Genomic DNA, 25,806 nt, shown 5'->3' with positions numbered 1-25,806 from the left:
GAGAAGCAGTGTCGCACGGGGGTACGACACTCAGAAGGTGTCGCTGGGCACGTACCGACCCCACACCTCCCGCAGCGCGTTGCACACCTCTCCCACCGAGGCCCGGGCCCGCAGCGCCTCCTTCATCGGATACAGCACGTTGTCCGTGCCCTCCGCCGCCTTCTTCAGCGCGGCCAGCGCCGAGTCCACCGCCCCCTGGTCCCGCTCCGCCCGCAGCCGCTGCAGCCGCCGCGTCTGCCGGGCCTCGATCTCCGGGTCCACCCGCAGCGGCGTATAGGGCTCCTCCTCGTCCAGCCGGAAGCGGTTGACGCCCACGACCACCCGCTCGCCCGAGTCGGTCTCCTGGGCGATGCGGTACGCGTTGCGCTCGATCTCGGCCTTCTGGAAACCCCGCTCGATCGCCGCCACCGCGCCCCCGAAGTCCTCGACCCGGCACATCAGAGCGACGGCCGCCGCCTCCACCTCGTCCGTCAGCCGCTCCACCGCGTAGGAGCCGGCGAAGGGGTCGACCGTCGCGGTCACGTCCGTCTCGTACGCCAGCACCTGCTGGGTGCGCAGCGCCAGCCGTGCGCTCTTGTCCGTCGGCAGCGCGATCGCCTCGTCGAAGGAGTTGGTGTGCAGCGACTGGGTCCCGCCGAGGACCGCGCCCAGCGCCTGGACGGCGACCCGGACGAGGTTCACCTCCGGCTGCTGCGCGGTCAGCTGGACACCGGCCGTCTGGGTGTGGAAGCGCAGCATCAGCGACTTGGGGTTCTCCGCACCGAACTCCTCCCTCATCACCCGCGCCCAGATCCGGCGCGCCGCGCGGAACTTGGCGATCTCCTCCAGCAGCGTCGTACGGGCCACGAAGAAGAAGGACAGCCGTGGCGCGAAGTCGTCGACGTCCATGCCCGCCGCCACCGCCGTACGGACGTACTCGATGCCGTCGGCGAGCGTGAACGCGATCTCCTGCACGGGCGAGGCGCCCGCCTCGGCCATGTGGTAGCCGGAGATCGAGATCGTGTTCCACTTCGGGATCTCGGCGGTGCAGTACCTGAAGATGTCGGCGGTCAGGCGCAGCGACGGCTTCGGCGGGAAGATGTACGTCCCGCGCGCGATGTACTCCTTGAGGACGTCGTTCTGGACGGTGCCGGTCAGCCGGTCCGCGCCGATCCCCTGTTCCTCCGCCACCAGTTGGTACAGGAGCAGCAGCAGGGCCGCCGGGGCGTTGATCGTCATGGACGTCGAGACCCGGTCCAGGGGGATGCCGTCGAACAGCACCCGCATGTCCTCGACCGAGTCGACCGCCACACCGACCTTGCCGACCTCGCCGTGCGCGAGGGGCGCGTCGGAGTCGTGACCCATCTGGGTGGGCAGGTCGAAGGCGACGGACAGGCCCGTGGTGCCGTGCGCGATCAGCTGCCGGTAGCGGGCGTTGGACTCGGCGGCCGTGCCGAATCCGGCGTACTGGCGCATGGTCCAGGGGCGGCCGGTGTACATGGTCGGGTAGACCCCGCGGGTGAACGGGTAGCCGCCCGGTTCGCCCAGTCTGCGGACCGGGTCCCAGCCGGTCAGGTCGGCCGGCCCGTAGACCGGCTCGATCGGCAGACCGGACTCCGACTCACGCGCCATGGATGCCTCCGCCGTACGTTGTGGCCCCTCCTCACCATGCCCCGTAGTTCGGCGGCGGTCACGCGGGGAAGCATCTCCGGCATGAGGATCAGGGGCTCACTCACCGCCGCACTCGTCTCCTGCGTCACCCTCGCCGCCCTCGCCGGCTGCACCGTGCAGCCGGCGGGCACCGACGGCAAGCGCGGACTCCCGGTGCATGTCCGGCTGCCGTCGAGCCGGAGCTCCGTCACCACCTGGACGGCCCCGCCCCCGGCCCCGCCCGTCAGGCCGGCGCCCCGCGTCCTGTGGTCGCGCGGGGACAGCGGGCCGGGCGTGCGGGAACTCCAGGCCCGGCTGCGCCAGCTGTACTGGCTGTCCGACGGGCCGACGGGGTCGTACGGCCATCTGACCGAGCGGGCCGTCCAGGGGTTCCAGAGCAAGCGCGGGCTGGCGCGGACCGGGCGGACGGACACCGTCACCTGGCAGTTGCTGGTCGGGATGACGCACACGCCGGGCACCTGGGAGCTGTATCCGATGGGCGGTCAGCCGGCCGGGGCGCCCGACGTGCGCTGTCTGACCGGGCGTGTGCTGTGCATCGACAAGACGACGCGGACGCTGCGCTGGATGGTCGACGGGCGGACCGTGTCGACCATGTCGGTGCGGTTCGGCGCGCAGTACACGCCGACCCGGGAGGGTGTCTTCCACATCTTCTGGAAGGCCCGGACCTGGACGTCCACGCTCTACCACTCGCCGATGCCGTACGCGATGTTCTTCAGCGGCGGGCAGGCGGTGCACTACTCGTCCGACTTCGCGGCGCGCGGCTATGCGGGCGCCTCGCACGGTTGTGTGAACGTCCGCGACGAGAGCGCGATCAAGCAGCTGTTCGCTCAGGTGAGGGTGGGCGACAAGGTCGTCGTCCACTGGTGAGGAAGGGAGATACGGGCGCGGGCGGGACCGGGGGAACGTGTCCCGCCCGCGCCGAGTGCACGAGCCGTGGGTACGGGGGGAACCCCGGCTCAGTGCGACGGCCGATGACCAGTCGGCTCACTCTGTACTGCGCCACGGGCTCCAGAAACGTCACACCTCGCGCCGAAAAATTTTCGCCGCTTACGAAATCGCAGGTCAGAGGGGGTGTGCTACGGATGAGGGCAGAGCGCGACGAACGGCGTCGCGGTGCAGCCGGCCCTTGCTGTGCCGGCCGCCGTCGCCACGGTGGCTGTCGTCGTCACCGCCCTGGCCGTCCTCGTCACCGCCTTTGCCGTTCCCCTTGCCCGTGTTGTCGCCCTTGCCCTTGTCCTTGCCCAGGTCTCTTCCCTGGTCGCCACCGTCGCCCTTGCCGCCGTGCGCCCCGCCGGCCGGCGAGTCGACGGCGGTCAGGATCACCTTGCAGTAGCGGCTCACCCGCGCGGATCCGCCGGCCAGGTCCTCCAGCGCGCGCATACGGCCGGAGTCCGGTTGCTTGCCGTCGCGGATGTCCCGGCAGGCCCCGGCGAAGTCCCGCCACCGGCCGCCCGGTCCCCCGGCGGGGTCCCCCGGGCCCACAGTGGCGCTGCCGCCCGGGCCGTTGTCCGGTCCGGTGGCCGTGCCGGAGGCGCCGCCGCCCGGGGGCGCGCCCGTGCTGCCGCCCGGCCCCCCCGGACCGGGGCCCGTGGGGGCCGACGGCGAGACCGAGGCGAGCGGCGTCCCGGAGGTCCGGTCGGCGGAGGCGTCGGGGCCGGGCTGCTCGGTCCCGAACGTGGGCAGCACCCCGCCACCGGCGGCCATGGCGACCCCGCCGAGCGTGCCCGCGGTCACCACCGCGGCGAGCGCCAGGCGCGTCGGCCGGGCCCAGCGGGTACGGCGGACCGGGATTCCGGTACGGGCCGTGCGGGCCGGGTTGCCGATGCGGATCAGGCCCGCGTCGGCGGGCGGGGCGGCCGCGCCGGAGCGCCGGCCGGGGGTGTCGGCGGTGAGGGCGGCGGCGGTCCGCTCTGCCTCGGCGGCTTCGCGGGCCTTGCGGAACGCGGCGAGGGCGGCCTGTTCGCCGGGGAGTTCACCGGTGGCCGCAGCCGCCTGCGCGGACAGCGCGCCGAGCGCCTCGGAAAGGCGTTCGGCCTGTTCACGGGCGCGGGCGTCGACGGCTTCCAGTGACTCACCGCGCAGCAGACGTTCCGCCGTCTCACGGTTCAGCCACTTGTCCTGCTCGTCGGCCATCACATGTCCTTCTGCGTCCGCGCACGCGAATCCGTCACAGCTGCGGACGACACCGCGCCACGACGCGGTTCTCTCTGAGGTGGGAGCGCGCCGAGCGTGCCTACGGATTCCGCATCATCGCCGAGCAGCTCCGCGAGCCGCTTCAGCCCCCGGTGCGCCGCGGTGCGTACGGCACCGGCGCGTTTGCCGAGCGTCTCGGCGGCGGTCTTGGCGTCCAGACCGACCACCACACGCAGGACGACCGCCTCGGCCTGGTCCTGCGGGAGTCGCGCGATGAGGGAGAGCGCGCTGTCGGTGGCCAGGGCCTCGATGGCCTCGCCGGCCGTGTCGGACTCGGCGGCCCGGCCGGTCAGCTCCGTCTCGTCGCCGCCTATGGCGGGACGGCGGCCGCGCATCCGTATGTGGTCCAGGGCGCGATTGCGGGCGATCCGGGCGGCCCAGCCGCGGAACCGGTCGGCGTCCCCGCTGAACCGGTCCAGGTCACGGGCGATCTGCAACCAGGCCTCGGAGGCGACGTCCTCGGCGTCCGGATCACCGACCAGCGTGCGGACGTATCCGAGCAGCCGTGGATGCACGGTGCGGTACACCGTACGAAACGCGGCCTCGTCACCGTCCTGTGCCGCACGCACCGCGGCGGTCAGCTCCGCGTCGTCCCCCAGCACCGCACTCCCTTTGCGCCTGTGTCCTGGTCGGCGCGAAAGGCACGTTACGGCGTGAAAGCGCTCCTCGTCCATGTCCGTAGAAGATGCAACTAACTCGTGACCGGGTCCGGGGCTGCGCAGGGTGAGGGGCGGGACCGGTCAGGGTGTGACAGAAAACGCACCCACGGCGCTGAAGAAGATACGGGCCGCGCGCGGCCCGTCCGCGCGACGGCCGGGGCCTCTCCTGTGGGGGGTGGCGGCCCCGGCCGTTGCCTCGGCGGACCGGAGCGGCTGGGCCGCTACGCCTCCCCCTCGTTCCCCTTGTCCGCCTTGTCGCCGTTCTCCCCCTGTCCGCGCGGCACGCCGGTTCGCCAGTCGTCCCGGCGCCGCGTGCGCAGGCGGCGCACCCCCGCCTCGCGGGCCGCCCGGAAGGCGGCCACGGCCCGGCGCTCACCCTCGGCTTCGACGCCGTCGGCGCGCAGGGCGGCACCGAACCGCGCCTGGAAAAGGGATGATTCCGCCAAATAAGCCGCATACGGGTGCGCGTGGAGGCGGCCGGACACGTTGCCGCCGTGCTGTTCACCCATGCCCGTTCCCGTTCCCGTCGGCGTTCATCCCGCCCCACCCAGCGTCCGCGGGCCCTCGTCCGTCACACCCTCGCCGCCCGCCTCTAGGGCGCGCAGGTTCCGGGCGAGCCGTTTCAGTCCGCGGTGGGCGGCCGTGCGGACGGCTCCGGGTCGCTTGCCTAGGACGCGCGCGGCGGCCGGGCCGTCGAGGCCGACGACCACCCGCAGCAGCACGGCCTCGGCCTGCTCGCGCGGCAGGCCGCGCACCAGTTCCAGGGCGCGTGCGGTGGACAACGCCTCCAGGGCCTGGTCATGGGTGTCGTGCCGGCCCGGCAGCTCCAGCGCGTCCTGTTCGAGGGCGGCCGCCCGGGGCCGTACCCGCTGGCGGCGCAGATGGTCCAGGGCACGGTGGCGGGCGATGGTCGCGGTCCAGCCGCGAAAGCCCGCGCCGTCACCCTTGAACCGGCCGAGGTCCCGGACTATCTCCAGCCAGGCGTCGGCGGCCACGTCCTCCGCGTCCTCGCCGACGATGCCCCGCAGATAGCCGAGGAGACCGGGCTGCACGATCCGGTAGGCCGTCGCGAAGGCGGTCTCGTCCCCGTCCTGGGCGCGCGCGACGGCCGCGCCCAGTTCCCCGTCCCGCGGCTGCGGGCGGCGGGGTTCCCCTCCCTGGCCCAAGACGTCCTCGTTCGTGCCCAGTTCATGGCCACTGCGTGGCGCGTCCCGCACGGTCCGACACGTCCCCCGTGTCTCCGCCCTCCACGATCATCAGCGCCGGGCCGCACAGAAGTGTCACAGCGAGGCGGTGTCCCGTACCGGGGTCAGCGGGCGGTGCTCGCGTCCCGGCACAGCAGGCGCAGCGAGCCGTGGCCGGCGTACGCCCGCCGGGCCTCGTCGACGGGGTCCCACAGCCGGCCGTCGGGGGTGCGCAGCCAGTGCTCGCCGCCCGTCGCCCACCACTCCGCCCCGGTCTGACGGACGATCACCTCGCCGGCGTAGGCGCCGAAGCCGCGCAGCGCGCTCTCGACGGCGGCGTACGGCGGGCTTTCGCGGCGGATCTCCTCGATCATCCGGTCCACCCGCCACAGGCTCTGCGCCGAGTAGTCGAGCCGCACCCGGGCGCCCTCGCGGGCCATCGCCACGGTGTCGGCCGCCCATCGCACCGGCTTCGCCGCGGCGTGCGGTCGGGTCTCCTGCTGCGCTGTCACTTCCTGGGTGGTCACATAAGGAGGAGCGTGCCGGACGCGGTAAGCGTCACCGCATTTCGAAACGTTTCGCCAACCGTCGCAGGACTACCTCACGTCCACCGCACGACGGTCACAGGACCACCGTGGCCGCAGCCGGTCGCGCCGCCCCGGGGCAAGCCGCGCCCCGGGCTGCTCACTCCGCCCCGCTGCGCGCCCGCCGCGACACCACCGCGCGCAGCACCCGGCGCCCCTCGACCGACACGTCCAGGGCGTGGCGCAGCCCCTGGGGGCCGTGCTCGGCGAGGAGCTCGAGGACGGCTCGCTGGCGGCGGAGTTCGGCGGCGACGAGCGGGGGCAGGTCCGCCGTGTCGCCCACGCGTCCGGTGTCGAGGCCGGCGTCGGCCGGCGTGCCGTCGGCCGCGGGGTCGAGCAGCCGGTGGACGCGCAGCGAGGCGACCGAGCAGGCGTCGGCCCAGGGCCGTACCGCGTCGGCGGTGCGCCGGGCCGGTACCGCGTCCAGCATGCGACGGGTCAGCCGCGCGGCCTCGTCGGCGGCGCGTTCCTCGGCGCCGAGGGTGCCGCGGGCCCGGTCCAGGCCCGGGCCCCAGTCGGAGCCGTCGGCGAGGCTCGCCCACAGCGGGCGCAGCAGGTCGTCGTCGGCGCCGAGCAGGGGCAGACACCGGTCCAAACAAGCCAACCCGCTGGCGGCCAGTCCGCGTTCGTCGGCCTGTGCGATCAGGTCCACCAGGCTCATGAAACATCTCCCTCGCCAGGGCGCCGACCGGTACGGAGCCCGCACTTCCCCTTACTGCGTCCGGATTGCTCCCGGTGTCACAGGGGATCGACTCAGCCCAGCTTGGCCGAAAGTCGCTGGAAGTCCGCCCAGGACAGCGAGGGTGTGCCCGGGTCCCACAGCTTCTGCACGGTGGCCCGCAGCGGCAGCCGTATTCCGGCCGCGACCTGCGCCTCCGTCTGCGCGTTGGGGAAGTCGCACCAGACCGCGAACGACCCGCCGAGTATCTGGCCGTCGTACCGCGCCGGTACGGCGGTCGTACCGCGCAGCACCCGCGGGTTCCACTGCTCGTAGATCCGCTGTCCGGTCGGGTAGACGAAGGTCTGCGGCTGGCCGAGCACGTAGTAGAGCAGCTCGTCGTTGTAGTTGAGCACCTTGCGGCCCGCGCTGAGGTACTCCACGGGCTGCCGGGCGCCGATCTCCTTGCCGGTCCAGTAGGCGACCTGGAGATCCCCCGCGGGCTGCACGGAGGTCCCGCGGTAGAAGCCGTCGTTCCAGGCCCGCATGGTCTTCTGGTGGGCGCGGACGGTGTTGGCGCGGTCGTTGAGCCAGCCGGTGGTGAGGTCGGCGACGGTGCCGCCGGAGCCGTACTTCTGCCGGGCGGCGGCCGCGAGCTGCGGATAGGAGGCCTGCGGGTCCTTCACGGTCAGCGCCTGGTACTCGTCGCCGCCGAGATGCCACTGACTGCCGGTGAACAGGCCCGCGTACTCGTTCAGCAGATCGTCGACGATCTTCGCCGAGGCGGGCTTGGAGATGTCGATCGCGCCCTTGGTGGCGACCCCGCTCGCGTTGCGCAGCTGGAGGTCGGGGTGGGCGGCTAGGACGGCGCCGAGGTGACCCGGCGAGTCGATCTCGGGCACGACGGTGATGTGCCGGCTGCTCGCGAGGTCCACGATCTGCTTGACCTGTGCCTTGCTGAGATGGTCCTTGGAGACGATCTCGGGGTGGCTGCTGGACTCGATCCGGAAGGCCTGGTCGTCGGAGAAGTGCAGCCCCAGTTCGTTGAACTTCAGGTCGCCCAGCTCCCGTATCCGGTCCTCGATCCAGGACTCGGAGAACGGTTTGCGCGCGATGTCCAGCATGAACCCGCGCACCGGCTTGGCCGGCTCGTCCCGCACGACCCCCTCCGGCGCCGTACCGCCGCCGTGGACCTCCTGCTTCAGCGTGCGGGTGCCGTAGAAGACGCCCGCGTCGCCGGGTCCGCTGATCTCGACCCGCCCGCCCTGGACGGTCATGGTGTACGACTCCTGGTTCCCGCCCTTGCCGCCGAGCGCGAGCCGGACGTCACCCGCCTTCACGTCGCTCTTCTCCCCCGCGTAGGTGAGCCCGAGCTCCCCGGCTATCAGCCTCCCCTCGTCGGCCAGCGAAGGGTCGCTCACCACGACCCGGTCGCTCTTGCCCGGCTGCCAGCCCGGCCCGCGCGCCGCGGTGAAGGCGCGCACCGCGGGTATCGTCCGCGGCGCCTGGGACAGCGGATAGGACCGGCTCGGCGAGGGACTCGCCGAGGACGCGGCCGCCGCGCCCGAGTCGCGGCCGGCCACCCGGCCGGAGGCCGACTGCGGGGCACCCCCTTCCGTCTTCCCGCCGCCACCGCCCGACGAGGCCCACACACCGACCCCCGTGCCGAGCGCGACGGTCCCGACGAACGCGGCGGCCACGACCGCCCGCTTCCGTATCACCTGCTGCGCCGGTGAACGGCGCTGGTGCTGGTTCACCCTGCCAACGTACGACCGTTCCCCCGTTCACCCGTCACCCAGGCGTTCCGAAACTCTGCCGTCCGGGTGAATTTCAGGCGTCCCACGGACACACCGTGACCACTCTCGATAGCCTGACGACACATCTTTCACAGCATCCCCTGCCGCACCTCATGTGACGCGAGGACCCACGCTGCCCGCCCACCCTCTCCCGCATCTCCCCAAGCCTCTCGACGCCTTCAACACGGCCCCCGCCGACGAGGCCCGCGCCCTGCTCCTGCACTGCCTGCGCAGCCTGCGCTGGTCGCGCCGCATCGCGGACCACCGCCCCTACCCCGACCTGGACGCCCTGCTGGCGGCGGCGGACGAGGCGGCGTACGACCTGTCGCCCGCGGACCTGGCCGAGGCGCTGGCGGGAGAGTCCCTGCCCGAGCTGCCGGAGGACGCCTACTCGGCGGCCCACATGGCCCTGAGCGCGGCCCACGCGGCCTACGAGGCCCGATTCGGACACGTGTTCGTCATCTATCTGGGCGACACCCACCCGGACGAGTCCCTCGACCGCATCCTCGAAGCCATCCGATCACGATTGACAAACGATCCGGAGGAGGAGCGGGTGGTGACGGCGGAGGAGCTGCGGCGCCTCGCGAGAAACAGGCTGGGCAGCTACCTGAGGGGCGCGGGGCACTGCGCGACCAGCCACAACGCACCCGCACCCGGCAGATAAGGGGACACACCACCCTCACAGCCGCCCCGGCTAGCCCGTCCGGTGCCAAATTGATCACACAAGGTAGGCCCCCCGTAAGGCACAGCCCGGCGCATCGCTACGATGCAGAGGGCCGGTGGACCGTACCCGGCCGGGCCCGACCGACAGTGAAGCCGGCGCGGCCCTAGTCCCCGCTCCCGGAGGGTTCTTCCGTGCCGGCTGGAACGCTGTACCGCGGCCGGGAAGGAATGTGGTCCTGGGTGGCTCATCGAGTCACCGGCGTCCTCATTTTCTTCTTCCTGTTCGTTCACGTCCTGGACACCGCTCTCGTGCGTGTCTCCCCAGAGGACTACGACAAGGTCGTAGCCACGTACAAGACGCCGATCGTCGCGCTGCTGGAGTACGGCCTCGTCGCCGCCATCCTCTTCCACGCGCTCAACGGCCTGCGTGTCATCGCCGTCGACTTCTGGTCGAAGGGCCCGCGCTACCAGAAGCAGATGTTCTGGACCGTGATGGGTGTCTGGGTCGTCCTGATGGTCGGCGCGATCTACCCCGTGCTCGGCCACGCCGCTCGTGTCCTGTTCGGGAGCTGACGCCGATGTCCACGACTGAAACCACCGCGTCCGCGATCGGCCCCGTCGAGGGCGCCGTCTACACCGTCGACGACCCGGCCCCGCTGATCGAGGCGCCGCGCAAGCGCACGAAGAAGACCCCGAAGTCGACCCGGGGCAACTTCGAGCTGGCCGCCTGGATGTTCATGCGCCTGTCCGGCGTCGTGCTGGTCGTCCTCGTCCTCGGCCACCTGCTGATCCAGCTCGTGCTGGACGGCGGTGTCTCCAAGGTCGGCTTCGCCTTCGTGGCCGGCCGCTGGGCGTCCCCGTTCTGGCAGGTCTGGGACCTGCTGATGCTGTGGCTCGCGATGCTGCACGGCGCCAACGGCCTGCGCACGGTCATCAACGACTACGCCGAGCGGCCGAACACCCGGCTGTGGCTGAAGGCCCTGCTCTACACCGCCACGGTGTTCACCATCCTGCTGGGCACGCTGGTGATCTTCACCTTCGACCCGAACATCCGCTAGGCACGGGGCTGCGAGAATCATGAAGATCCACAAGTACGACACCGTCATCGTCGGCGCGGGCGGCGCCGGCATGCGCGCGGCCATCGAGTCGACGAAGCGCAGCCGCACCGCCGTGCTGACCAAGCTCTACCCCACCCGCTCCCACACGGGCGCCGCGCAGGGCGGTATGGCCGCCGCGCTCGCCAACGTGGAGGAGGACAACTGGGAGTGGCACACCTTCGACACGGTCAAGGGCGGTGACTACCTGGTCGACCAGGACGCCGCCGAGATCCTGGCGAAGGAGGCCATCGACGCCGTCCTCGACCTGGAGAAGATGGGCCTGCCGTTCAACCGGACCCCGAACGGCACGATCGACCAGCGCCGCTTCGGCGGTCACAGCCGTAACCACGGCGAGGCCCCGGTCCGCCGGTCCTGCTACGCCGCGGACCGCACCGGCCACATGATCCTCCAGACGCTGTACCAGAACTGCGTCAAGGAGGGCGTGGAGTTCTTCAACGAGTTCTACGTCCTGGACCAGCTGATGACCGAGGTCGACGGGGTCAAGAAGTCGGCCGGTGTCGTCGCGTACGAGCTGGCGACCGGCGAGATCCACGTCTTCCAGGCCAAGGCGGTCATCTACGCCTCCGGCGGCACCGGCAAGTTCTTCAAGGTGACCTCCAACGCGCACACCCTCACCGGTGACGGCCAGGCGGCCTGCTACCGGCGTGGTCTGCCGCTGGAGGACATGGAGTTCTTCCAGTTCCACCCGACCGGCATCTGGCGCATGGGCATCCTGCTGACGGAGGGCGCCCGTGGTGAGGGCGGCATCCTGCGCAACAAGGACGGCGAGCGCTTCATGGAGAAGTACGCGCCGGTCATGAAGGACCTCGCGTCCCGTGACGTCGTCTCGCGCTCCATCTACACGGAGATCCGCGAGGGCCGTGGCTGCGGTCCCGAGGGCGACCACGTCTACCTCGACCTGACCCACCTGCCGCCGGAGCAGCTGGACGCCAAGCTCCCGGACATCACCGAGTTCGCGCGCACCTACCTCGGCATCGAGCCGTACACGGACCCGATCCCGATTCAGCCGACCGCGCACTACGCGATGGGCGGCATCCCGACGAACGTCGAGGGTGAGGTCCTGTCGGACAACACCACGGTGGTCCCGGGTCTGTACGCGGCCGGCGAGGTCGCCTGCGTGTCGGTGCACGGCGCCAACCGCCTGGGCACCAACTCGCTGCTGGACATCAACGTCTTCGGGCGCCGCGCGGGCATCGCCGCCGCCGAGTACTCCCACAAGGCCGACTTCGTCGAGCTGCCGGAGAACCCGGAGTCCCTCGTCGTCGAGCAGATCGAGCGGCTGCGCAACTCCACCGGCAACGAGCGGGTGGCCACGCTCCGCAAGGAGCTGCAGGAGACCATGGACGCCAACGTCATGGTGTTCCGCACCGAGCAGACGATCAAGACGGCCGTCGAGAAGATCGCCGAGCTGCGCGAGCGCTACAAGAACGTCTCGATCCAGGACAAGGGCAAGCGGTTCAACACGGACCTGCTGGAGGCCGTCGAGCTGGGCAACCTGCTCGACCTGGCCGAGGTCATGGCCGTGTCCGCCCTGGCCCGCAAGGAGTCCCGCGGTGGTCACTACCGCGAGGACTACCCGAACCGCGACGACGTCAACTTCATGCGCCACACCATGGCGTACCGCGAGGTGGGCGACGACGGCGCCGAGTCGATCCGTCTCGACTACAAGCCGGTCGTCCAGACCCGCTACCAGCCGATGGAGCGTAAGTACTGATGGCTACCCCCGTTCTGGACAAGGTGGAGGCGGAGGCCGCGGCCTCCGCGCACCTGATCACGGTCACCTTCCGGGTCCGCCGGTTCAACCCGGAGGTCTCGGCGGAGGCGGTCTGGGAAGACTTCCAGCTGGAGATCGACCCGAAGGAGCGCGTCCTCGACGGCCTCCACAAGATCAAGTGGGACGTCGACGGCACCCTCACCTTCCGCCGCTCGTGCGCGCACGGCATCTGCGGCTCGGACGCGATGCGGATCAACGGCAAGAACCGCCTTGCCTGCAAGACGCTGATCAAGGACATCAACCCCGAGAAGCCGATCACGGTCGAGCCCATCAAGGGCCTCACGGTCCTGAAGGACCTGGTCGTGGACATGGAGCCGTTCTTCCAGGCGTACCGGGACGTCATGCCGTTCCTGGTCACCAAGGACACGAACGAGCCGACGCGGGAGCGCCTGCAGTCCGCCGAGGACCGCGAGCGCTTCGACGACACCACCAAGTGCATCCTGTGCGCCGCGTGCACGTCGTCCTGCCCGGTGTTCTGGAACGACGGCCAGTACTTCGGTCCGGCCGCGATCGTGAACGCCCACCGCTTCATCTTCGACAGCCGTGACGAGGCGGGCGAGCAGCGCCTGGAGATCCTCAACGACCGTGACGGCGTGTGGCGTTGCCGTACGACCTTCAACTGCACGGACGCCTGTCCGCGCGGCATCGAGGTCACGAAGGCCATCCAGGAAGTGAAGCGCGCGCTGATCACGCGTCGCTACTGATCCCGGACACCCCTCAGCGCCCGGGGGCCCCGTTTCCGACTTCGGAAGCGGGGCCCCCGGGCGTTTTTGCCGGGCTTCCCCGCCCGTCGGTTCTAATCTGACGACATGTCAGACGAAGAGTCGGAAGAGTCGTACGAACTGCTCGGCTTCGACAACGTGCTGCTTCCCGTCGGCGACCTCGCCGAGGCCGTCGGCTTCTACGAGCGCGCCGGGTTCGCCGTGGGGTTCCGGTTCGACGAGGCCGGGATCGCCCTGCTGCAGGTCGGCAAGGAGACGCCCGGGGTCCTGCTGCGTGCCGAGGAGGTGCTGGGGCACCGGTCGCCGCCGTGGCCCTCGCCGCGTCTATGGCTGGAGGTGCCGGACGCGCGGGCGGCGGCGCGGAGGCTGGCCGCCGCCGGCATCGCCCCGCTCGACGAGGCGTTTCCGGGGGCCACCGGGTGGACCGTTGAGGTCGCCGACCCCTGGGGGAACATCCTCGGCTTCACCGACTACACCAAGCGCCCGGAGCTGGGCCGCAGGGGCTGACGGGGGCCCGCACCCCACTGGCTAGGCTCTTCACCGTGCCCGCGAAGAACGACGGCCCCGAGTCGGCCGGCTCCCCCAGCAGCAAGTCCGAGCAGACCCGCGCGCTGATCCTGGAGACCGCGATGCGGTTGTTCCAGGAACACGGGTACGACAAGACCACCATGCGGGCCATCGCCAAGGAGGCCGGGGTCTCCGTCGGGAACGCCTACTACTACTTCGCGGGCAAGGAGCACCTGATCCAGGGCTTCTACGACCGGATCGCCGCCGAGCAGCAGGCGGCGGTCCGTGCGGTGCTGGACCGGGAGACCGATCTGGAGGCGCGGCTCGCGGGTGTGCTGACCGTGTGGCTCGACATCGCCGCGCCGTACCACGAGTTCGCCGTGCAGTTCTTCAAGAACGCCGCCGACCCCGACAGCCCGCTCAGCCCCTTCTCGCCCGAGAGCGCGCCCGCCCGTGAGCAGGCGATGAGCATCCACCGGGAGGTGCTGGCCGGGTCCAAGTCCAAGGTTCCGGCCGAACTGCGGGACGTTCTCCCGGAGTTGATGTGGCTCGCCCAGATGGGGCTCGTGCTGTACTGGGTCTTCGACCGGACCGAGGGGCGCGAGCGCAGCTACCGGCTGGCGCGCCGGGGCGCCCGGCTGACCGCCCGTGGCGTGGTGCTCGCCCGGTTCCGGGTGCTGCGCCCCCTGGTCCTGGAGATCCACGAGCTGTTCACGGACTTCCTGCCGGGCATGACCCGGGCACTGCCCGCTCCACGGGCCAAGGGGCGCGAGAAGAAGGACTCCGGGTGATCAGATCCAGTTCAGGCGCCACAGGCGGAACACGCCGGTGGCGTCGTCCAGGTACTGGCTGCCGCCGATGTCCTCGGTGCTGACGACGTATTCCTTGCTCTGCCACAGCGGGATCAGCGGGACGTCCTGGGCGACGTCCGACTGGATGTCCCTGAAGTCGTTGGAGGCCTCGCTGCGGTCGGCGTACTGCCGGCTGTCCTGGATGAGATGGTCGACCACCTTGTTGCTGTACCCGGTGCTCATGGTGGAGCCGGTGCCGACGAGTGCGGCGCCGAAGGTGTCCGGGTCGGGGTAGTCGGCCACCCAGCCGACCGCCCACGCGTCCATCTTCCCGGCGGCCCAGCTCTTTTGGAAGTCGGTCCACTCGTAGCCCTTGACGTCCACCTTGAACAGGCCGCTCGCCTCCAGCTGCTGCTTGAGCTGGGCGGCCTCCTCCGCGCCCGCGCCCCGGCCGATGCCGTAGCCGAAGGTGAAGCGCACCGGCAGGCTCACCCCGGCCTCGGTGAGCAGCTCGCGCGCCTTGGCGACGCTCTGCGTCGGGTAGTCGTCGAAGAACGACGTGGTGTGGCCGGTGATGCCGGTCGGGATCAGTGAGTACAGCGGGTCGACCGTGCCCTCGTAGACCGTCGCGGCCAGCTGCTCGCGGTTGACCAGCCAGGCCATCGCGCGGCGCACCCGTACGTCGTGCAACGGGGAGCCGGCGCGGGTGTTGAGGTAGAGATTGCGGGTCTCGGAGCTGTCGGACTCGGTGACGCGCTTCTTGGGGTCGCTCGGGTTCAGCTGGGAGAGCACGTGCGGCGGCAGGTTCCGGGTGGCGACGTCGATCTGCTGCGCCTTCCAGGCGCTGTCGAGCTTCGCGGAGTCGGCGTAGTAGCGCAGCTCGATCGGGCGTCCGGTGCCGCTGAGGTAGCCCTTGTAGTGCCCGTTCGGCGCCAGTTCGGCCTTCTGGTCCTTGGTGTACGACGTCAGCGTGTACGGGCCGGTGCCGTCGACCGAGGTGCCCTTGCGCAGGGAGTCGGCCGGGTAGGTGTCCTTGTCGACGATCGATCCGGCACCGGTGGCGACCTTCAGCGGGAAGGTGGCGTCCGCGGACGTCAGATGGAAGGTGACGGTGGTGGCGTCGTCGGCGGTCACCGAGCCGAGCGTGGAGAACAGCGACGCCGGGCCGACGTCGGAGTTGATCTTCTTGACCCGGTCGAAGGAGTACTTCACGTCCTCGGCGGTCATCTTCCGGCCGCTCGGGAAGGTGATCCCGTCGCGCAGCGTGCACTGGTACGTCCGCAGGCCCGCGCCCTGGAAGGCGCAGCTCTTCGCCGCGTCCGGTACCGGCACGACCCCGCCCGACTCGAACGTCAGCAGCGACTGGAACACGTTGCTGAACAGGGCCCAGGAACCGGCGTCATAGGCTCCGGCCGGGTCCAGGTCCGTGACGGCGTCCGTCGTACCGACCGTGATCGTCTTGTCCTTGTTCCCCTGCGACGGCAGCAGCTGCCAGCCGCCGATTCCCACGACCGCGAGCACGAGCAGCGTCACGAGAATGCGCATGCGAACAGATCGCATGGTGGTGCCCTCCCCAGGACCCTTACAGGCCCAACCCCTGGCCAGCACGATTTCGCCACTCCCCCAAGTGACGCGGCTCACCTAATCACACCTGTTTGAGCGGGGGGAAGGGCTTTCTGACCAGATGGGCAAGAACTTGGGCGGTTGCGAGGGGGCTGTGAGTGTGATCGCAAAGAGAAGGTAAGGTAATGCTAAAAAAGGGGGACATGTGATCAAGGTCGAGCGGCGTCCGCGTGTACTGGGGCGGGCGAGACCGCACTCCGCCCTCCTTGTGACACTGCTGCTCCTGACGGGTGTCGCCTGCTCGGGTACCGGACACGCCCCGCCGGGCGAACCGGGAGCGACCGGTGCCGGGGACCCCCTCTTCCCCACCCTGGGCAACGGCGGCTACGACGTCTCGCACTACGACCTGGCGCTCGACTACACCCCCGACACCAACCGCCTGAGGGGCTCCGCGGTGATCACCGCGCGCGCCTCCCAGGACCTGAGCCGCTTCAACCTCGACCTCGCGGGACTGACGGTGCTCGGCGCGACGGTGGACGGCGCGGGCGCCGCCTTCACGCGCGAGAAGAACGAGTTGACGTTGACGCCCCGGAATGTGATCGCGAAGGGCGCGACCTTCGAGGCGACCGTCGAGTACGAGGGCACCCCGCGGATGTCCGAGGACTCCGAGGGGGCGGTGGAAGGCTGGATCGAGACCGACGACGGCGCGACGGCCCTCGGCGAGCCGACCGGATCCATGGCCTGGTTCCCCGGCAACCACCACCCGTCGGACAAAGCGACGTACGACATCACGGTCACGGTCCCCAAGGACGCCGACGGCGACCCGTACGACGTGGTGAGCAACGGCGAACCGACGAAGGCCGAGGACAAGGGGGACCGCGTCACCCATCACTGGCACACCGGGGAGCCCATGGCCGGCTACCTCGCCAATGTCACGATCGGCTACTTCGACATCACGCGAGAGCGGACGCCCGACGGTCTGCCTCTCTACCTCGCCGTCGACCCCGACGAAGCCGAAGGCGCCGAAGACACGAAGGAACTTGTGCCGGAGGTCGTCGACTGGGCAAGTGACCGATTCGGGCCTTACCCCTTCTCCTCCGCGGGCGCCGTGATCGACCACCTTCCCGGTCTCGGATACGCCCTGGAGACCCAGACCAAGCCGTACTTCGACTCCGCGCCCGAGGAATCACTGGTGGTGCACGAACTGGCCCACCAGTGGTTCGGCAACTCCGTCACCCCGCGGACGTGGCAGGACATGTGGCTGAACGAGGGATTCGCCACCTACGCGGAATGGCTCTGGCAGGAGGAGCACGGCGGCAGGACGGCCCGGCAGACCTTCGAGGCCTTCTACGACGGCAGCCATCCCGAGAGCGAAGGGATCTGGGAGTTCCCTCCGGCGGATCCGCCCACCGGCGCCCAGGTGTCCTCCCCGCCCGTGTACGGCCGGGGTGCCATGACCCTGCACCAGGTGCGCGAGGCGGTGGGCGACGACGTGTTCTTCGCCGTCCTGCGGACCTGGACCGAGCGGCACCGCCATGGAAACGCGGACACCTCTCAGTTCATCTCCCTCTGCGAGGAGAAGTCCGGGAAAGAGCTGGACGCCCTGTTCCGCACCTGGCTCCACGAAGAAGGAAAGCCGAGCCGCTCCCGGCTATGACGTACGACGCAGTGCGCGCAGGCCGCGCAACCCGATGACTCCTATGGCCGTCCCCAATACGAAGGACACGACGGCCAGCAGCAGGTGCACCCAGAAGTACGCCGTCGGGTGACCGTTGTCGAAGGCGAGCCCGCTTCCGTCCTTGACCAGGTTCTTGACGAAAGTGATCCAGATGAACCAGCTCCACACCCCGAAAGCGAGCAGGAACCAGGAGATGCGGCGGCTGAGCTTCATGGGTCCAGTATCGCCGTCCCGTGTCCGGTTCCGTGTCGGGGGTGGGGTCGCGGGTGCGGGCGCGAGTGGGATTTCGGCAGCACGTCCAGGTACGTTTCCGACCGTGCCCGCTCCGAAGAAGACCGGCCGGCGATCGCTGCTGGTCACCTCCGCCACGCTGCTGTCCCTGTCCGTCACCGCGCCCGCCGCGCTCGCCGCCCCCACCCCCTCGACGAGCCCGACGGCCACGCCCCCGGCCGGCATGTCGACCGTCGGCGGCGCCCGGCTCGGGCAGCCCGGCACCCAGGTGAACCTCGCCGCGGGCGTCCCGGTCCTGCCCAAGGGCCTCACCGCCCGCTCCTGGATCGTCACGGACGCCGAGTCGGGCGAGGTGCTCGCGGCGCACAACGCGCACTGGCGGCTGCCTCCGGCGAGCACGCTGAAGATGCTGTTCGCGGACACCGTGCTGCCCCGCTTCCCCAAGAGCACCCCGCACAAGGTGGTGCCCTCGGACCTCGCGGGCATGGGCGTCGGCTCCAGCGTGGTCGGGATAAAGGAGGGCCAGACCTACCGCGTCCAGGACCTGTGGCTCGGGGTGTTCCTGCGCTCGGGCAACGACGCCGTGCACGTGCTGTCGGCGATGAACGGCGGGGTCCAGCAGACCGTCAAGGACATGCAGGACCACGCCGACGAACTCCAGGCCCTGGACACGCACGTCGTCTCGCCCGACGGCTACGACGCGCCGGACCAGGTGTCGTCGGCGTACGACCTGACCCTGTTCGCCCGGTCCGGGCTGCAGAAGAAGGACTTCCGGGACTACTGCTCGACGGTGCAGGCGAAGTTCGGGACCGGCGATATCCGCAACACCAACCGGCTGCTCAGCGGTGACACCGACGTGCCCGTCTACCAGGGCATCGCGGGCGTGAAGAACGGCAACACCACGCACGCGGGCGCCACCTTCACCGGAGTCGCCGAGCGGAACGGCAGGGTGCTGCTCGTCACGGTGATGAACCCGGAGAAGCACGACCACAACGAGGTCTACAAGGAGACGGCGAAGCTGTTCGACTGGGGCTTCCAGGCGGCCGGCAAGGTCAGTCCGGTGGGCGAGCTGGTGCCGCCGAAGAGCGCCGTGCCGAGCCCTTCGCCGAGCGGTTCCGGCGCCGCCGGGCAGTCCTCCGGGACCACGGGGGCCAAGCCGGTGGCGGGCGCCACCACCGGCTCCGGCTCCGGTGTCGGCACCGCCGCGGCCATCGCGGGCGGGCTGCTGGTGCTGCTCGCGGGCGGGGCGTTCCTGATCAACCGCCGCTGGCCGCTGCCGGACCTGGTGCGCCGCCGGGACCGGTGAGTCCGGCTCCTTCCTCGCTCTGCGTCGCCGTCCAGGAGGCGCAGAACAGGACGAGTTTCGCGGTGAAGTTGATCCACAGCAGCAGCGCCACGGGGACGCCGAACGCGCCGTACATGCTCTTCGCGGCGACGCCCTGGATATAGCCGCTGAGCAGCAGCTTCAGCAGTTCGAAGCCGATCGCGCCGAGCAGGGCGGCCACCAGCAGGCGGCGGCGCGGCGGCTCGACCCCGGGCAGCAGGGTCAGCACGTAGAGCAGGACGAGGAAGTCGGCCAGCACGGCGACGGCGAACGCGGCGGCCCGCAACAGCGCGGTGCCCCAGCCGTGGTCGGCCAGGCCCAGTCCGCTCGAGACCAGGCCGACCGTGGCCGAGGCGAGTGTGGACGCGGCGAGCGTGACCAGCAGGGCCCCGCCGAGGCCGATGAGGATGCCGGCGTCCTTGGCCTTGGCGAGGAACGGGTTCTCCTTCTGGTCCGGCAGCTCCCACACCGTGCGCAGACAGGCGCGCATCTGGCCGACCCAGTTGATGCCGGTGAGCAGCAGCACGGCGCCGGCGATCACACCGACGGTGCCGGCGTTGTGCACGAGCGAGCCGATGTTCAGCTGCTGGGAGATGCCCGGGAACTGGTCGGCGATGTTGTGCTCGATGCTCTTCTGCCGGGACGGGCTGAGCGTGGCGGCGGTGATCGCGGCGACCACGGTCAGCAACGGGAACAGCGCCACGAAGCTGATGAACGTCATGGCGGCGGCCAGCCGTGACCACTTCACCCGGTCCAGCCGCTCGTAGCAGCGCCACGCGTGCGTCGCCATCAGGCGGGTGACGATCGGCCCGATGCCGGGGAGTCTCTGCAGCCATTCCATGATCCGTTCCTGCCCCTGTCTGCGCGCTCGTAAGACATCCCACTAATCACCCATTGTGTGCAGCGCGCGGATGTTCCGTAACTAACCATCCGCACCTGGGCGATACGGTCACCGACATGCCTGGAGACACGGTTTCCGTCATCCGTCCGCGGACATACGAGGAGGCCGCGGTCGCCGTCCGCGGATGCGGGGCGCGCGGCGCCGTCGCCCGGGGCGGACCGGGCCGGGCCCACGGGGACGCGGCGCGGAACGCGGGCGGCGCCGTCCTGGACATGGCCGGCCTCGACCGCGTCCACGTCGTCGACGCCGCCGAGGGCATCGTCCTGTGCGACGCCGGCGTCCCCCTGCACCGGCTGACCGAACTCCTGCTCCCGCTCGGCTGGTTGACGCCGGTCGTGCCCGCCGCCCGGCACGTGACCGTCGGCGGGGCGATCGGCGCCGACCTGCACGGCGCCGACCACTACGTCTCCGGCTCCTTCAGCGGCCATGTGCTCGCCCTGGAGCTGCTCACCGCCGACGGCGAGGTGCACGCGGTCCGGCCGGGCACCGAGCTGTTCGAGGCGACCGCCGGCGGGCTGGGCCTGACCGGGGTGATCCTGACGGCCACGATCCGGCTGCTCCCGGTGGAGACGGCGTATCTGACCGTCGCCACCGAACGCGCCGCCGGCCTCGACGACCTGCTGGCCCGGCTGACCGCCACCGGCCACCAGCACCGTTACGCGGCAGCCCGCCTCGACCTGACGGCCCGGGGCGCGGCCACCGGGCGCGGGGTCCTCACCCGCGCCGACCCCGCCCCGCAGGGCGCCCTCCGCACGGGCACGCGCGCGTGGCGCCGGCCACTCTCCCCGCGCCCCTACCGGCTCCCGCCCCTGCCTTCCCTCGCTCCGGCCGGGCTGCTCGGCCGTGCCGCCGCCGGCCTCCTCGGCGAGCTGCGCCACCGCGCCGCGCCACGCGCGCGTACCGGCGCACTCCGGCACCTGTCCGCCTTCGCGCACCCGCTGGACAGCGTCCCGCACGGCGGCCCGCCGCTCGGCGGCGGCTGCGTGCGCTACCAGTTCGTCGTCGGCCACGGCCAGGAGGAGACCCTGCACCGCATCGTGCGGCGCCTCGCCGACCGCCGCTGCCCGTCCTTCCACGCCGTCCTCCAGCGCCTCGGGGACGCCGGTCCTGGCTGGCTCTCCTGCGCCGTGCCCGGCTGGTCGCTGGCCCTGGACCTCCCGGTCGCGCTGCCCGGACTCGCCGGTTTCCTCGACGGGCTCGACGAGGAGGTCGCGGCGGCCGGCGGCCGGGTCGGCCTCGCCCGGGACGCCCGGCTGCGCCCCGATCTGCTCACCGCCATGTACCCCCGCGCGGCCGACTTCCGCGCCCTGCGGGCCCGGCTGGACCCGCGCGGAGTGTTCGTCTCCGATCTCGCCCGCCGGCTCGGCCTCTAGTCCCCGCGGTCCCCGCATCCCACGATCTCCAGGAGCTGACGTGAAGGACGCCTTCGGTCTCCCCCAGTCCCTGCTCGTTCTCGGCGGCACGTCCGAGATCGCGCTGGCCACCGCGCGCCGGCTGATCGCCCGCCGCACCCGCACGGTGTGGCTGGCCGGCCGGCCCTCGCCCGCCCTGGAACGGGCCGCCGAGAGCCTGCGCGCGCTCGGCGCGGACGCCCGCACCGTCGACTTCGACGCCCTCGACCCCGAGTCCCACGAAATCGTCCTCGGCAAGATCTTCGCCGAGGGCGACATCGACCTGGTGCTGCTCGCCTTCGGCATCCCCGGCGACCAGGCCCACGACGAGCGCGAACCGGCCCGCGCCGTCCGGGTCGCCCAGACCAACTACACCGGAGCCGTCTGCGCCGGTCTGGTCACCGCCCGGGCCCTCCAGGCGCAGGGCCACGGCTCCCTCGTGGTCCTCTCCTCCGTCGCCGGGGAGCGCCCGCGTCGCACGGACTTCATCTACGGCTCCAGCAAGGCCGGCCTCGACGCCTTCGCCCAGGGCCTCGGCGACGCCCTGCACGGCACGGGCGTACACGTCATGGTCGTACGCCCCGCCTTCGTCCGTACGAAGACGGGAGCGGCCGCGACGGCGGACCGGGCGAAGACTCCGCTCGCGACGACCCCGGAGGCGGTGGCCGCCGCGGTCGAGCTGGGACTGCGCCGGCGTTCCGAGACGGTGTGGGTGCCGGGCACGCTGCGCGTGGTGATGGCGGCGCTGCGGCACACACCGCGAGCGCTGTTCCGGCGGCTGCCGCTCTGACGTCCTCGCGCCTACCGGCTGGCGATCGTCCCGCGCCCGACGTCGGCGTGACCCACCTGCGGCGGTACCACGGATCCCCCGAACGTGTACTCCCGCAGCTTGCGCCAGACCCCGTCCGGGCCCTGCTCGTGAAGGGCGAAACCGGTGCACGACCACTCGGCCCCGAAGCCGGCCAGCTCCTCGAAGGCGCGGTCCATGGCGGCCTCGTCGATGCCGTGCGCGACGGTGACGTGCGGGTGGTAGGGGAACTGCAGCTCGCGCGCCACCGGCCCGGACGCGTCCCGCACCCGCTGCTGGAGCCAGGCGCAGTCCTCGGCGCCCTGGACGACGCGGACGTAGACGACGGGCGACAGCGGCCGGAAGGTGCCCGTGCCGGACAGCCGCATCGGGAACGGCCGGCCGGCTCCGGCGACCTCGGTCAGATGCGCCTCGACGGCGGGCAGGTCGCTCGCGTCGACCTCGGTCGGCGGCAGCAGCGTGACGTGCGTGGGGATGCCGTGAGCCGCGGCGTCGCCGAAGCCCGCGCGCCGCTCCTGGAGCAGGCTGCCGTGAGGCTCCGGGACCGCGATCGACACGCCGATCGTTACGGTCCCCACGTCGTCTCCTGTCGTCCGCGCCTGTGTTCTTCCCGGCCGCCGGCTGTGCTCTTCCAGGCTGTCAGCCGTGCGGGCCCTGCGTGCCGTCTGTGCGGTCCGTGCCGTGTCGCCGTCGCCGCCGTTCGGCCGTTTTGTCGCCGCCGTCGGATATTGACTGTACGGCCACAGGTGTCCTGTGGGCAGGCGCGAGGAAAGTGATGTGCAGCGCTCTGCCCGGTGCGGCAGCCGGCTCAGTGCTTCGCCGGCAGGAATCCCACGCGGTCGTACGCCTGCGCCAGCGTCTCCGCGGCGACGGCGCGCGCCTTCTCCGCGCCCTTGGCCAGGATCGAGTCGAGCGTCTCGGAGTCGTCCAGGTACTGCTGGGTGCGCTCCTTGAACGGTGTCACGAACTCGACCATGACCTCGGCGAGATCGGTCTTCAGGGCGCCGTACATCTTGCCCTCGTACTCGCGCTCCAGCTCGGCGACGGACTTGCCGGTGAGCGTGGAGTAGATGGTGAGCAGGTTCGACACGCCCGGCTTGTTCTCCACGTCGTAGCGGATCACGGTGTCGGTGTCGGTGACGGCGCTCTTGACCTTCTTGGCGGTGGTCTTCGGCTCGTCGAGCAGGTTGATCAGGCCCTTCGGCGTGGACGCCGACTTGCTCATCTTGATCGACGGGTCCTGGAGGTCGTAGATCTTCGCCGTCTCCTTGAGGATGTACGGCGACGGGACCGTGAACGTCTGGCCGAACCGTCCGTTGAAGCGCTCGGCCAGGTCACGGGTCAGCTCGATGTGCTGGCGCTGGTCCTCGCCGACGGGCACCTCGTGGGCCTGGTACAGCAGGATGTCCGCGACCTGGAGGACCGGGTACGTGAACAGGCCGACGGAGGCCCGCTCGGCGCCCTGCTTGGCCGACTTGTCCTTGAACTGGGTCATGCGGCTGGCCTCGCCGAAGCCGGTGAGGCAGTTCATGATCCAGGCGAGCTGGGCGTGCTCGGGGACGTGGCTCTGCACGAAGAGCGTGCAGCGGTCCGGGTCCAGGCCAGCGGCCAGCAGCTGGGCGGCGGCGAGGCGGGTGTTGGCGCGCAGCTCGGCCGGGTCCTGCGGGACCGTGATCGCGTGCAGGTCGACGACCATGTAGAAGGCGTCGTGCGACTCCTGGAGGGCTACCCACTGGCGGACGGCACCGAGGTAGTTGCCGAGGTGGAACGAGCCGGCGGTGGGCTGGATTCCGGAGAGCACGCGCGGTCGGTCAGAGGCCATGCTCATCATTCTCTCAGAGAGCCGGGGTGCCTCGGGTGCGTGGGGAACCACGGCGCCGTCGTCGCTGGTCGCGCAGTTCCCCGCAGCCCTTCAGGGGCGCTGGTCAGCCAAGGTCGATCTCCGGGTAGAGCGGGAACCCGGCGACCAGGTCCGTCGCCCGCTGGGCGATTTCCCGGGAGACCTTCTCGTCCAGGACGTGGGCCGCCTTGGACGGGGCGCCCGACTTGGTGGTGCCCGGCTCGGTGGTCGTCAGTACGCGGTCGATCAGGCCCGCCACCTCGTCCATCTCCGCCGTGCCCAGGCCGCGGGTGGTCAGGGCGGGGGTGCCGATACGGATGCCGGAGGTGTACCAGGCGCCGTTCGGGTCGGCGGGGATCGCGTTGCGGTTCGTCACGATGCCCGAGTCGAGGAGGGCCGCTTCGGCCTGGCGGCCGGTGAGGCCGTACGACGCCGCCACGTCGATCAGGTTGAGGTGGTTGTCCGTGCCGCCGGTGACCAGGGTCGCGCCCCGGCGCGTCAGGCCCTCGGCCAGCGCGCGGGAGTTGTCGACGATGCGCTGGGCGTAGTCCTGGAAGGAGGGCTGCCGGGCCTCGGCCAGGGCGACCGCCTTGGCGGCCATGACGTGCGGGAGCGGGCCGCCGAGGACCATCGGGCAGCCGCGGTCGACCTGGTCCTTGAGCGAGTCGTCGCACAGCACCATGCCGCCGCGCGGGCCGCGCAGCGACTTGTGGGTGGTGGTCGTGACGATCTGGGCGTGCGGGACCGGGTCGAAGTCGCCGGTGAGGACCTTGCCCGCGACGAGGCCCGCGAAGTGGGCCATGTCGACCATGAGGGTCGCGCCGACCTCGTCGGCGATCTCGCGCATGATCCGGAAGTTCACCAGACGGGGGTACGCCGAGTAGCCCGCGACGATGATCAGCGGCTTGAACGCGCGGGCCTGGGCGCGCAGGGCCTCGTAGTCGATGAGGCCGGTGGCCGGGTCGGTGCCGTAGGAGCGCTGGTCGAACATCTTGCCGGAGATGTTCGGGCGGAAGCCGTGGGTGAGGTGGCCGCCGGCGTCCAGGGACATGCCGAGCATCCGCTGGTTTCCGAAGGCGCGCCGCAGCTCGGCCCAGTCGGCCTCGGTGAGGTCGTTGACCTGGCGGGCGCCGGTCTTCTCCAGGAAGGGGACCTCGACCCGGTCGGCGAGGACGGCCCAGAAGGCGACGAGGTTGGCGTCGATGCCGGAGTGCGGCTGGACGTAGGCGTGGCGGGCACCGAAGAGTTCCCTCGCGTGCTCGGCGGCCAGGGACTCGACGGTGTCGACGTTGCGGCAGCCGGCGTAGAAGCGGCGGCCGACGGTGCCCTCGGCGTACTTGTCGCTGAACCAGTTGCCCATCGCCAGCAGGGTGGCCGGGGAGGCGTAGTTCTCGGAGGCGATCAGCTTCAGCATCTCGCGCTGGTCGGTGACCTCCTGGCCGATGGCATCGGCGACGCGCGGCTCCACGGCGCGGATGACGTCGAGGGCGGCACGGAAGGCGGTGGACTCGGTGGAGAGGGGCTGCTGCTCAGGCATGGGGACCTCCGGACGGTGTGCTTACAGCGTTCACGTTCGGCCCAGGCGCACGGCACTCTTCGCGGCACGTCGCACCGCTCGGGCCGCTCCCCGATGGTCGGTCCCATCCCAGCGCGCCAGTCACGGCCCGCTGATCAGCCTACCGGTCGGGCCGCGCACGACAGGGCCCGCGTCCACCATGCGAGCGAGGATGGGAGGGGGCACTTTCGGCACCTTCACCGCCCGGGAGACACC

General features: G+C 71.1%; 26 protein-coding genes. 12 read left to right on the top strand and 14 right to left on the bottom strand.

The annotated features are described in order from the left end of the window. Positions 1-30 precede the first annotated feature (30 nt). On the bottom strand, positions 31-1,611 hold the full coding sequence (locus ADK64_RS10295) for an acyl-CoA mutase large subunit family protein (RefSeq protein WP_053657343.1): 1,581 nt from the start codon (positions 1,609-1,611) through the stop codon (positions 31-33). A gap of 81 nt (positions 1,612-1,692) precedes the next feature. Between ADK64_RS10295 and ADK64_RS10290 the strand changes: the two genes are divergently transcribed. Beyond that, positions 1,693-2,517, top strand: coding sequence for a L,D-transpeptidase family protein (locus tag ADK64_RS10290; protein ID WP_053657341.1), 825 nt, complete (start codon positions 1,693-1,695; stop codon positions 2,515-2,517). Positions 2,518-2,712: 195 nt separating this feature from the next. Here ADK64_RS10290 and ADK64_RS10285 read toward each other — a convergent pair whose 3' ends face one another. The 7 genes from ADK64_RS10285 to ADK64_RS10255 all read right to left on the bottom strand — a co-directional run bounded on the left by ADK64_RS10285 (position 2,713) and on the right by ADK64_RS10255 (position 8,685). Then, positions 2,713-3,783 carry a hypothetical protein gene (locus ADK64_RS10285; RefSeq protein ID WP_053657339.1) on the bottom strand — a complete coding sequence of 357 codons (1,071 nt, stop codon included), beginning with the start codon at positions 3,781-3,783 and terminating at the stop codon, positions 2,713-2,715. Then, positions 3,783-4,445, bottom strand: coding sequence for an RNA polymerase sigma factor (locus ADK64_RS10280; protein ID WP_053657337.1), 663 nt, complete (start codon positions 4,443-4,445; stop codon positions 3,783-3,785). Before ADK64_RS10280 ends, ADK64_RS10285 begins: the two co-directional genes overlap by 1 nt. Before the next feature lie 278 nt (positions 4,446-4,723). Continuing rightward, the gene (locus tag ADK64_RS10275; RefSeq protein WP_053657335.1) at positions 4,724-5,011 is read right to left on the bottom strand and encodes a hypothetical protein; all 288 of its coding nucleotides are present in this window, start codon (positions 5,009-5,011) and stop codon (positions 4,724-4,726) included. Between the two features lie 24 nt (positions 5,012-5,035). Next, positions 5,036-5,668, bottom strand: coding sequence for an RNA polymerase sigma factor (locus ADK64_RS10270; protein ID WP_053657333.1), 633 nt, complete (start codon positions 5,666-5,668; stop codon positions 5,036-5,038). Positions 5,669-5,811: 143 nt separating this feature from the next. Next, on the bottom strand, positions 5,812-6,198 hold the full coding sequence (locus ADK64_RS10265; protein WP_053657331.1) for a hypothetical protein: 387 nt from the start codon (positions 6,196-6,198) through the stop codon (positions 5,812-5,814). Between the two features lie 172 nt (positions 6,199-6,370). Continuing rightward, entirely contained in the window at positions 6,371-6,931 is a 561-nt protein-coding gene (locus ADK64_RS10260; RefSeq protein ID WP_053657328.1) for a hypothetical protein, read from the bottom strand. A gap of 92 nt (positions 6,932-7,023) precedes the next feature. Then, the gene (locus ADK64_RS10255) at positions 7,024-8,685 is read right to left on the bottom strand and encodes a beta-N-acetylhexosaminidase (protein ID WP_078992584.1); all 1,662 of its coding nucleotides are present in this window, start codon (positions 8,683-8,685) and stop codon (positions 7,024-7,026) included. 154 nt (positions 8,686-8,839) lie between these two features. Here ADK64_RS10255 and ADK64_RS10250 point away from each other — a divergent pair, with 154 nt between their 5' ends. From ADK64_RS10250 to ADK64_RS10220, 7 genes are all read left to right on the top strand, one after another. After that, a complete protein-coding gene (locus tag ADK64_RS10250) occupies positions 8,840-9,388 on the top strand; it encodes a 2-oxo-4-hydroxy-4-carboxy-5-ureidoimidazoline decarboxylase (RefSeq protein ID WP_053657327.1) in 549 nt (182 codons plus the stop codon). A gap of 191 nt (positions 9,389-9,579) precedes the next feature. Then, entirely contained in the window at positions 9,580-9,960 is a 381-nt protein-coding gene (gene sdhC / locus ADK64_RS10245; protein ID WP_078992583.1) for a succinate dehydrogenase, cytochrome b556 subunit, read from the top strand. Between the two features lie 5 nt (positions 9,961-9,965). Next, on the top strand, positions 9,966-10,445 hold the full coding sequence (locus ADK64_RS10240) for a succinate dehydrogenase hydrophobic membrane anchor subunit (protein ID WP_053657323.1): 480 nt from the start codon (positions 9,966-9,968) through the stop codon (positions 10,443-10,445). A 19-nt stretch (positions 10,446-10,464) separates the two neighbouring features. Further along, positions 10,465-12,219 (top strand): succinate dehydrogenase flavoprotein subunit, encoded by a 1,755-nt coding sequence (gene sdhA / locus ADK64_RS10235; RefSeq protein ID WP_053657321.1) that lies wholly within the window; start codon positions 10,465-10,467, stop codon positions 12,217-12,219. Next, positions 12,219-12,983, top strand: a complete 765-nt coding sequence (locus ADK64_RS10230) for a succinate dehydrogenase iron-sulfur subunit (RefSeq protein ID WP_053657319.1) — start codon at positions 12,219-12,221, stop codon at positions 12,981-12,983. The genes sdhA and ADK64_RS10230 overlap by 1 nt, the downstream gene beginning before the upstream one ends. Positions 12,984-13,088: 105 nt before the next feature. Next, entirely contained in the window at positions 13,089-13,508 is a 420-nt protein-coding gene (locus tag ADK64_RS10225) for a VOC family protein (RefSeq protein WP_053657317.1), read from the top strand. Between the two features lie 35 nt (positions 13,509-13,543). Next, positions 13,544-14,299, top strand: coding sequence for a TetR/AcrR family transcriptional regulator (locus ADK64_RS10220; RefSeq protein ID WP_053657315.1), 756 nt, complete (start codon positions 13,544-13,546; stop codon positions 14,297-14,299). On the opposite strand, the gene ADK64_RS10215 is transcribed toward ADK64_RS10220, so the two are convergent. Continuing rightward, positions 14,300-15,844: an ABC transporter substrate-binding protein gene (locus ADK64_RS10215; RefSeq protein WP_078992582.1), complete on the bottom strand. Its 1,545-nt coding sequence runs from the start codon at positions 15,842-15,844 to the stop codon at positions 14,300-14,302. A 286-nt stretch (positions 15,845-16,130) separates the two neighbouring features. On the opposite strand from ADK64_RS10215, the gene ADK64_RS10210 reads away from it, so the two are divergent. Further along, entirely contained in the window at positions 16,131-17,519 is a 1,389-nt protein-coding gene (locus tag ADK64_RS10210; protein ID WP_078992589.1) for a M1 family metallopeptidase, read from the top strand. Here ADK64_RS10210 and ADK64_RS10205 read toward each other — a convergent pair. Continuing rightward, entirely contained in the window at positions 17,514-17,753 is a 240-nt protein-coding gene (locus ADK64_RS10205; protein ID WP_053657312.1) for an SCO4848 family membrane protein, read from the bottom strand. The two genes, ADK64_RS10210 and ADK64_RS10205, sit on opposite strands and share 6 nt — an antisense overlap. Positions 17,754-17,856: 103 nt before the next feature. On the opposite strand from ADK64_RS10205, the gene ADK64_RS10200 reads away from it, so the two are divergent. Then, positions 17,857-19,077: a D-alanyl-D-alanine carboxypeptidase family protein gene (locus tag ADK64_RS10200; RefSeq protein WP_053657310.1), complete on the top strand. Its 1,221-nt coding sequence runs from the start codon at positions 17,857-17,859 to the stop codon at positions 19,075-19,077. Here the strand turns inward: ADK64_RS10200 and ADK64_RS10195 are convergent. Beyond that, positions 19,028-19,936 carry a YihY/virulence factor BrkB family protein gene (locus ADK64_RS10195; RefSeq protein WP_053657308.1) on the bottom strand — a complete coding sequence of 303 codons (909 nt, stop codon included), beginning with the start codon at positions 19,934-19,936 and terminating at the stop codon, positions 19,028-19,030. The two genes, ADK64_RS10200 and ADK64_RS10195, sit on opposite strands and share 50 nt — an antisense overlap. A gap of 116 nt (positions 19,937-20,052) precedes the next feature. Here ADK64_RS10195 and ADK64_RS10190 point away from each other — a divergent pair, with 116 nt between their 5' ends. Together ADK64_RS10190 and ADK64_RS10185 are read left to right on the top strand one after the other, a co-directional pair. Next, complete coding sequence (locus ADK64_RS10190; protein WP_053657306.1) at positions 20,053-21,369, top strand: FAD-binding protein; 1,317 nt, start codon at positions 20,053-20,055, stop codon at positions 21,367-21,369. 40 nt (positions 21,370-21,409) lie between these two features. Further along, positions 21,410-22,177, top strand: coding sequence for a decaprenylphospho-beta-D-erythro-pentofuranosid-2-ulose 2-reductase (locus tag ADK64_RS10185; protein WP_053657304.1), 768 nt, complete (start codon positions 21,410-21,412; stop codon positions 22,175-22,177). Positions 22,178-22,188: 11 nt separating this feature from the next. Here ADK64_RS10185 and ADK64_RS10180 read toward each other — a convergent pair whose 3' ends face one another. The 3 genes from ADK64_RS10180 to ADK64_RS10170 form a co-directional block, all read right to left on the bottom strand. Beyond that, a complete protein-coding gene (locus ADK64_RS10180; protein ID WP_053657302.1) occupies positions 22,189-22,773 on the bottom strand; it encodes a 2'-5' RNA ligase family protein in 585 nt (194 codons plus the stop codon). Between the two features lie 230 nt (positions 22,774-23,003). Further along, entirely contained in the window at positions 23,004-24,017 is a 1,014-nt protein-coding gene (gene trpS / locus ADK64_RS10175; protein WP_053657300.1) for a tryptophan--tRNA ligase, read from the bottom strand. Positions 24,018-24,120: 103 nt separating this feature from the next. Next, positions 24,121-25,572, bottom strand: coding sequence for a glycine hydroxymethyltransferase (locus ADK64_RS10170; RefSeq protein ID WP_053657298.1), 1,452 nt, complete (start codon positions 25,570-25,572; stop codon positions 24,121-24,123). Positions 25,573-25,806: the final 234 nt, after the last annotated feature.

This window comes from Streptomyces sp. MMG1121, assembly GCF_001280015.1.
Taxonomy (GTDB): Bacteria; Actinomycetota; Actinomycetes; order Streptomycetales; family Streptomycetaceae; genus Streptomyces.
This window is presented reverse-complemented; position numbering and strand designations above follow the sequence as displayed.